5 protein-coding genes and 2 pseudogenes are annotated in these 7,396 nt (G+C 43.8%); 3 read left to right on the forward strand and 4 right to left on the reverse strand.

Annotation, left to right across the window (positions count from 1 at the left end):
• Positions 1 to 4: 4 nt before the first annotated feature.
• Positions 5 to 2,359 carry a ribonuclease R family protein gene (locus V7K21_RS27465; protein WP_335178823.1) on the reverse strand — a complete coding sequence of 785 codons (2,355 nt, stop codon included), beginning with the start codon at positions 2,357 to 2,359 and terminating at the stop codon, positions 5 to 7.
• A gap of 1,054 nt (positions 2,360 to 3,413) precedes the next feature.
• Here V7K21_RS27465 and V7K21_RS27470 point away from each other — a divergent pair.
• Complete coding sequence (locus tag V7K21_RS27470) at positions 3,414 to 4,298, forward strand: hypothetical protein (protein ID WP_335178825.1); 885 nt, start codon at positions 3,414 to 3,416, stop codon at positions 4,296 to 4,298.
• Positions 4,299 to 4,599: 301 nt separating this feature from the next.
• Here V7K21_RS27470 and V7K21_RS27475 read toward each other — a convergent pair.
• Positions 4,600 to 4,728: pseudogene (locus V7K21_RS27475) on the reverse strand (transposase); the annotation flags it as partial.
• A gap of 50 nt (positions 4,729 to 4,778) precedes the next feature.
• Between V7K21_RS27475 and V7K21_RS27480 the strand changes: the two are divergent.
• Positions 4,779 to 5,306 carry a hypothetical protein gene (locus V7K21_RS27480; RefSeq protein WP_335178827.1) on the forward strand — a complete coding sequence of 176 codons (528 nt, stop codon included), beginning with the start codon at positions 4,779 to 4,781 and terminating at the stop codon, positions 5,304 to 5,306.
• 20 nt (positions 5,307 to 5,326) lie between these two features.
• On the opposite strand, the pseudogene V7K21_RS27485 reads toward V7K21_RS27480, so the two are convergent.
• Positions 5,327 to 5,554: pseudogene (locus tag V7K21_RS27485) on the reverse strand (IS630 family transposase); the annotation flags it as partial.
• A 463-nt stretch (positions 5,555 to 6,017) separates the two neighbouring features.
• Positions 6,018 to 6,629 (reverse strand): ATP-dependent Clp endopeptidase proteolytic subunit ClpP, encoded by a 612-nt coding sequence (clpP, locus tag V7K21_RS27490; RefSeq protein ID WP_273768852.1) that lies wholly within the window; start codon positions 6,627 to 6,629, stop codon positions 6,018 to 6,020.
• Between the two features lie 478 nt (positions 6,630 to 7,107).
• Between clpP and V7K21_RS27495 the strand changes: the two genes are divergently transcribed.
• Positions 7,108 to 7,263 carry a hypothetical protein gene (locus V7K21_RS27495; protein WP_335178828.1) on the forward strand — a complete coding sequence of 52 codons (156 nt, stop codon included), beginning with the start codon at positions 7,108 to 7,110 and terminating at the stop codon, positions 7,261 to 7,263.
• Positions 7,264 to 7,396: the final 133 nt, after the last annotated feature.

Genomic DNA, 7,396 nt, shown 5'->3' on the forward strand with positions numbered 1-7,396 from the left:
GATTTTACTCATCTTCAGAGTAAGAGTCTAGGTCATCAGGCTCAATGTCATTTGGTAAGTAAAGGTCTGAAAGATCGTCATTGGAACCATTGCCAGTTAAACCTTTGGCTACACCATCGCTGCCGACTGTTACCAAATCAATTTGCTGACGGTAGTAATCGACACTTTTAACTTGCACGGCGACGCGATCGCCTAATCTATATGAAGCGCGATTTTTGCGACCAAACAGTGCCTGTTGTCTGGCGCGATATTCATACCAATCATCTTTGAGAGAACTGACGTGTACTAATCCTTCTACCCTCAAAGGCACACCAGGATTACTGCTGGATTCTACCTCGGCTGCTGCGACTTCAATTTCCACAAAGAAACCGTAGGATTGAACACCAGTAATTACGCCTTGAAATACCTGACCGATTCGCTGCTTCATCAGTTGGGCTTTTTGCAGTCCGGCTAAATCGGCTTCAGCTTCTTGGACTTCTTTTTCTCGGTCGTTGATTTGGACAATTACCCTAGTTAAATCGCTTTGCAGTTCTTGTTGCAATTCTGGGGGTAAAACGTTCCAGTTAATTTCCTCATGGCTTACGGAGTGGCGGAGGTTTACACGTTCTCTAACACGGGTATTGCGGCGATCGCGTCCGTTTTCGAGTAGCGTGTAATACACTCTCTGCATGAGCAAATCTGGGTAACGCCGCAAAGGGGCACTAAAGTGGATATATTGCGGTAGTGCCAGACCAAAGTGAGATCCTTTGGTGGTGCTGTATGCAGATGGCTTGAGGGTATCTTGCAACAAGTAAGTAAGAACTTGCTCAGAGGGAGATTCAGCAAAAGCTGTGGTCAAATGTTGATAATCTAAGGGTTGGATATCGACTTCTGGATCTAGCGTTAGGTCAACACCTAAATTGACTGCCAATTTCAGCATTTCCTGGACATCTTCGACATCGGGTGTGCCTTGGACTCGCCAGATAGCCGGAACACCAAGGGCATTTAAGTGAGTTGCAACCAGTTGATTAACTAACAGTACCAACTCGGTGAGTAGCGATCGCACTGGTAAATCATTCACCACCACTGCGCCGAGAATCCCCTCATCATAGTAGGCGTTTTGGCTGGGTGGCAGATTCAACTGGAGGCTGCCACGAGTCAACCTTATCTGTTTCACCGCTGTTTGCAAGGCTTGGAGGTCTTGCAGGATTTGCGAAACCTGTGGAGATTGATCTTCAGCTTCACCTGTAAGAATTGCCTGGGCAAGTTCAGTACTCAGTGCTGTTTCTACATTGATTACACTGGGTTGAATTTCCCACTCCAACACTTGTCCTGATTGGGGATCAATTGTAATTAAAAAAGAGATGGTTAAGCGATCGCTCCCAGGTACTAAAGAACAGCGTTCAGCCACAGCTGGTGGCAAAATTGGCAGCACTAATTCTCCTAGATACACTGATTTGCCCCGTTTTAGTGCTTCTCTATCTAGGGCTTCGTCAGGTTGGACATAGTGACAAACATCGGTGATATGAACGCCCAAAAGCCAGTTTCCGGCTAGGTTTTTTTCTAAACTAAAAGCGTTTTCTATAACTTTGGTGTCGCCATTTAGCCCTTCAATGGTGAGAGTAAACAAATTACGCAAATCCAGCCGATTTTTCAGGTCTGCTTTGAGCAGCTTTTTGGGCAACTTGGCGGCTGCATCTAGCACATTATCCGGGAACGTGCGGGAAAGGTCGTGTTTGCATGTTACCAAATCTATATCAGCAGCAGCTTCGGCATCGCTGCCGAGGATTTGCACCACTCGACCTAGTGGGGGATATTGTGCCAACGGGTAACGCAAGACTTCCACATGCACAAGGTGATCGATCGCTTCTGACAACTTTGCCTCGTTAGGTTGGATCTTGAGTTCAAACAGCAATCGATCATCTAAGGGCACAGCCCGGAAACCGCTTTCCACCTGCTTAATTCGTGCCAGTAATGTGTGGTTAGAACGTTCTAGAATCAGCTTCACCTCCCCTTCAGGAGAGCGACGGCGACTGCCTTCTTTGAGAACTCTTACCAAAACGCGATCGCCATTCCAAGCATTACTCAGATGACTTTCGCGGATGTAAATATCCTCAGATCCTTCCACATCTTGAATAGCAAAGCAAAAGCCTTTACTAGAACAACGAAGTTTTGCCTCGATTATTCCCTCTTCTGAGACACGGCGATACTTACCCCGTTCTTTTACTAAAATACCGATTTTTTCGAGAACATCTAAAGCAATGTGAAGTTTTTGTAAGCTTTTTTCATCTTCACAGCCAAGTTTCTTTTCTAAAACCTTACGAGCTACCAATTTATCATCGGTGAAATTGGCAAGGAGTGTAGCGATTGAAAATTCCATGCAGTGAACCGACCTTTGGTCAAAACATCATTTTTTGTTTAATCTGGTTCTTTTCTGTATACCCTCACGGCTTACAGAAACAAGCTGGAAACGAATTGCCCTGAGGCAAAGCTTCCTAAGTTTTAAGGAAAGGAAGCCCAACCCAGCCTTGCAAGAAACTACTCCCGCAGTTACGAGCAAAGGAAGCCTACCAACGGACAACTCTGGGTGTTTACGAACTTCTCACTGCACAATGCTCTCAGAGTTCGCCTGCGTTCAAGTCTCTTCACCTAACCAAACTTAAGATTGCACACCTGATTAAGATTTAGCCCCGCTAAGTAATTACGCGACGGGTTTTTGAGAAGCTGGGTTTAGAGAATCCATACTGCCCAAAAGCGCTATGCAGGGGAACCACTGCGCTCAGAGGGGTCTTTCCAAGTGGAGGAGGCAGTGCGGTCTTGGGGTCTCCCCAAGTGGAGCAACTGCCGTCAAGTGGCGTGGAAACTACAGGTGTTTGATTGTCTAGAGTGAAGGTAATTTTACGCCATTAGACTCTGATTTGAACTAGGAGGAACTGCCGATGAACCCAATTTTCCCACATGTAGAATCGGTAACAATTAGGTAATCAGCTTAATTAGCAGTGAGGGCGAACCTTATCTTCATTATTGTAGATTTAGAGCGCACTTCCAGAAAATAGTTCTAGATATCGAGTTGGATTATCAGTATAACATTGTAGGCAAGACTACCCAGGTAAGTTAGCACTAGTCAAAAATTTCGTCAAAAAAGAGCTACTGCTACAATTAGGACACGGAACAAAGCAAAAATATCACCTTGATCGGTCAAAGCCGGAATTTTCACTCAGAATGAGGCATTGATGAAGGTAAAAATTTTATTGTGATCACAGCAATCAGTGGTTAGCGGACATTTTGCTTTCAATGCTACTCGCACGCGATATTATTGATAGGCATCCTGAGTATCGAGTGGATGTAAATTAAAGTAAGGGCAGTTTACATCGCTTGAGCATACAGGCAGTATCGACCCCGTTATTAAAAAGATTTAGATTGGTAGCAGTATTATGTTGGCTCAATTCCAGAGCTTGTATCCCAAGGGCAGTCTTATTTCTGAATTAGTGCAAATTTTTCAAGGAAAATATATTGTCCGGGCAAGCGTGCAAATTGAAGGCGTAACCCGTGCTACGGGTATGGCAGGGGCAGAAACAGTAGAAGCAGCAGAAGACCAAGCCAGAACGAGGGCGCTGACAGTTTTGGGTATTACAAATGCGCCACCCGAATCAGTGGCATTTACCTCAAATCCAATTTCCCCAGCCCAGCTAAACCCTTCTTTGAACACCAAAGGTGGATTGAATGAGGCTGCCTATTCCTCTGCAAAAGATGAGGATTTTGTTAGTAGTCAGTGGTCAGTGGTCAACGACAAAGAAATATCTATCCCGCCTTCTAGAGTCCGCAACATCAAACCAGAAGTAGTAACAAGCAGTAACGAACAGTACGGCTACAGCGATGCTGCGCCCCTATTAAACGATACCTATAGCCAGGATTTAGGTCAAAACTTTCCTGTGACTGCCAACCGGGAGCTAGAATTTGATCCTCCAGTTGAAAATTTGGAAATAACTTTTGATAACCAGGTGGAAAATCAGACCTTTCCAGCAATTTCTGCCAATAATGTCACACCATTTACACCTCGGAGTTATAGCCATCAAGAGGATGTCGCCACCCCGTCAGTGACAGGAAAGAGAAAGAAGAAAGCTGAACCCGTGGATTTATCGGATGTAATTGCTAAAACAGATGTCGAACTTCAGCGTTTAGGCTGGACACCAGAACAGGGACGCGAGCATCTAATTGAAACCTACGGTAAGCGTGGGCGTACTTTGCTGACTGAAGAAGAATTACACGGATTTCTCAAATACCTGCAATCTCAGCCAGACCCATTAGCGGGATTTTGATTAATCATTAGTCATTTGTCCTCTCTTATAAAGTTTTGAGCGCAGGTTTCCTCCGCTCAGAACTTTGCGCTTTGTCATTTGTCCTTTTAATTGCTAAAGGTGAATGACAAAAGACGTAGGCTATTGAAACAATGACGAAGTTATGGAACCTGTGAATTTTTTTGAAGTATAGCAATAGCCAGATGAGTTAGTACGCTAAACGTGAGGCATATTCCAATACGCTTGGGTTAAGGAAATTTATCTGTTGAGGCAGACAGGGGGAGCATAGGGGATGCAGGGGAAGCAGGGGGAAAAAAAAAACTTATTTGAACCGTATTGAGACATATTCCATCGTTTTTTGAAGAGAATCAAACTGCTGAAGTTGTTTGCGAATTCGACTTTTCAACCACGACCAGCATTTATCAATTTTGTTTAGGTCTGGGGAATAAGGCGCTTTCAACACTTCTGCTATACTACATCATTACTTATTTAGCACTACCTATGTCTCGTTCAAGTTTTCTAGTTAAACACACACCACAGATTCAGCAGAGCATCCTCGACTTCTACCTGAAAAAGGCTGACAGGTTTCGGGCGTACTTTCCAGGAGGAGAGGAGTTAAGTGGCAGCAGACCAGATTTTTTAGCGCTTGAGGGAGTGTCTGTACAACCTTGGTCAGGAATGGCGGGCTGTATAGTTGTTGAAGGCACTTTAACGCCAGCAGCAAGAGCGCTCATCCGAGAACGCGGAAAATTTGAGGAAGATGGCTGCTATCATCCTTTGCAACTATGGAGCTATGAGTTAGTCAATGAGACTGAGGTGTTACTGCGGATCACAGACTTTTCGGTTTGGATGGTCTTGGCTACACTCTCTGAGCTACAGACCTTGGAGAAACAAAAGATTCCCGTCAGTGAATGGCAAGAAATTTCTTTTGAACCTGAGGAAGGAGTGACGCCACTGCCTATGGATGAAAGCGACCTAGAGCAAATCACCCAGGCAATTAAGGAAGCGTTTTTTCCCAAACACAAGTAACTACAAATCTATAAGGGAGCGTAACAATAGGTCTTTTTCCCCGTAAAACCGATTTTCTCTAACCCACGGGAGATGGTACGCGCACTAATCTCGCCTTCCCATAATTGTGCCATCTGGGCTTGAGTCTTATCCCCATAGACTTTCACAAAGTCTCGAAATTTTTTCCAGTCACTGATTTTGTGGCTATGACCAGGCGACTGATTCGGTCTAGCCTGGAAATCTCCAGTTTCTGCAAAGCGCTTTAACCACAAGAAGTAATCACAAAATCCTCCAACGAGAGAGCGAGTCCATGCAATTGCTTGTCTGCGACATGCTGCGCGAACGTCGTTCCTTCTCTCTACGAGACGCTACGCGAACGCAATGAAAATTATTTTCTCATTAAAAAATAAAAACTGGGACGCACCCCAGTCAGACCCAATAGTAGGATTTTGATTTCCAACTCGTAAATCAAGTTTTGAACTTCTAAATCGAGTTTTGAACTTCTAAATCAAGTTTTGAACTTCTAAATCAAGTTTTGAACTTCTAAATCGAGTTTTGTACTTCTAAATCGAGTTTTGAACTTCTAAATCAAGTTTTGAACTTCTAAATCAAGTTTTGAACTTCTAAATCGAGTTTTGAAGTCAAATAACCCCTCTTCATAACTGAAGAGAGGTTATTTTTGGGGTTTAAGGGAATTAAAAGTGGTAAATCACCATTTGCCAATCGTGACTATTAATTAAGAACAGCAACTGCTGGACGGCTACCGGCGGCGTGACGGTCAATAACTTGGTCAATCAAGCCATATTCCCTCGCTTCCTCTGGTGACATGAAGAAGTCACGTTCGGTATCTTCAGCAATCCGCTCAATTGGTTGACCTGTATGTTCGGCTAAATAGTTGTTTAGCCGCTGCTTGTGGTACAAAATTTCCCGCGCCTGAATTTCAATATCAGTCGCCTGTCCTTGAGCGCCACCTAGAGGTTGATGAATCATAATCCGAGAATGGGGTAAACTCATTCGCTTACCCTTAGCACCACCGCTGAGGAGGAAAGCGCCCATACTCGCCGCCAATCCGGTACAAATTGTACAGACATCAGGGCGAATGTGTTTCATAGTGTCAAAAATGCCCATGCCAGCCGTCACCGAACCACCGGGAGAATTGATATACATATAAATGTCTTTCTCCGGGTCTTCAGCATCCAAATACAGCAGTTGAGCAACAATCAAGTTAGCAATGTTGTTGTCAACTTGTTGTCCCAAAAAGATGATGCGCTCACGCAACAGCCGTGAGTAGATGTCAAAGGCGCGTTCACCTCGACCCGATTGTTCAATAACGATAGGAATCATGGAAGCGTGTTTGTGGCTACTTTAAATACATTTTATCGGTGACGGCACGAAACTGGGGTTTATCTCTAGTGTTCCCAGGCAGATAAATTAAACCTTGCTGGTTTTTCTTTACCCAAAAAGAGGGCAAAAGGTGCTTATCTAATAGATTTAACCCCTAAGGGCACTTTTTAGCCGCAAAAGGTGTCTAAGAGAATATCCCCATTTAGGAAAAAACAAATCAAAAAACTCCAATTATTGCCAACCTCATATCTCGGCTTTTGCTGGACTACTTTGGTGATGTGGTAATTAAACCGATAACCGAAATCCGACCTGCTTAGGGAATTACGTTAAACATCCAGTAAAATCTTAAACATTTTCTTAGGATTTTCCTCAGCAATTATTAAGTTATTTTTGTTAGATTCGGTAAATCGGTAGTACAAGGTGTATTTAGAATAACCAGTCTTACTTGAAATGCTATCCACACAGAGAGAGACGTGCCATGCTGAAAAAACTTGTACAAGCCGCCATCATCACCTTCTTGCTCCACCTAATAGTAGGACTTAGCCCAAATACTTTAATTCAGACAAAGACAGCATCACCTATGCCAGAAACACCACCAAATATTGTTAGCTTGCTATTGCGACCTTTTCAGTAAGAATGTTTCACAAATTGCACAGGTATCAGCGATATCAAAGTATCCCCTCAATACTTCGGGGTAGAAAATTATTCTGGCATCCACGACCCACCAAATAGATTAGAAGAAGATTTCTCCTGAATAATGGTTGCTA

Origin of the sequence: Nostoc sp. (genome assembly GCF_036919595.1) — a bacterium.
Taxonomy (GTDB): Bacteria; Cyanobacteriota; Cyanobacteriia; order Cyanobacteriales; family Nostocaceae; genus Nostoc.

Excerpts from the sequence above, each read along its gene's own strand:
- V7K21_RS27495 (WP_335178828.1), top strand. The coding sequence starts at position 7,108 with ATGCTGAAAAAACTTGTACAAGCCGCCATCATCACCTTCTTGCTCCAC.
- V7K21_RS27470 (WP_335178825.1), top strand. The coding sequence starts at position 3,414 with ATGTTGGCTCAATTCCAGAGCTTGTATCCCAAGGGCAGTCTTATTTCT.
- V7K21_RS27465 (WP_335178823.1), bottom strand. The coding sequence starts at position 2,359 with ATGGAATTTTCAATCGCTACACTCCTTGCCAATTTCACCGATGATAAA.
- V7K21_RS27480 (WP_335178827.1), top strand. The coding sequence starts at position 4,779 with ATGTCTCGTTCAAGTTTTCTAGTTAAACACACACCACAGATTCAGCAG.
- clpP (WP_273768852.1), bottom strand. The coding sequence starts at position 6,629 with ATGATTCCTATCGTTATTGAACAATCGGGTCGAGGTGAACGCGCCTTT.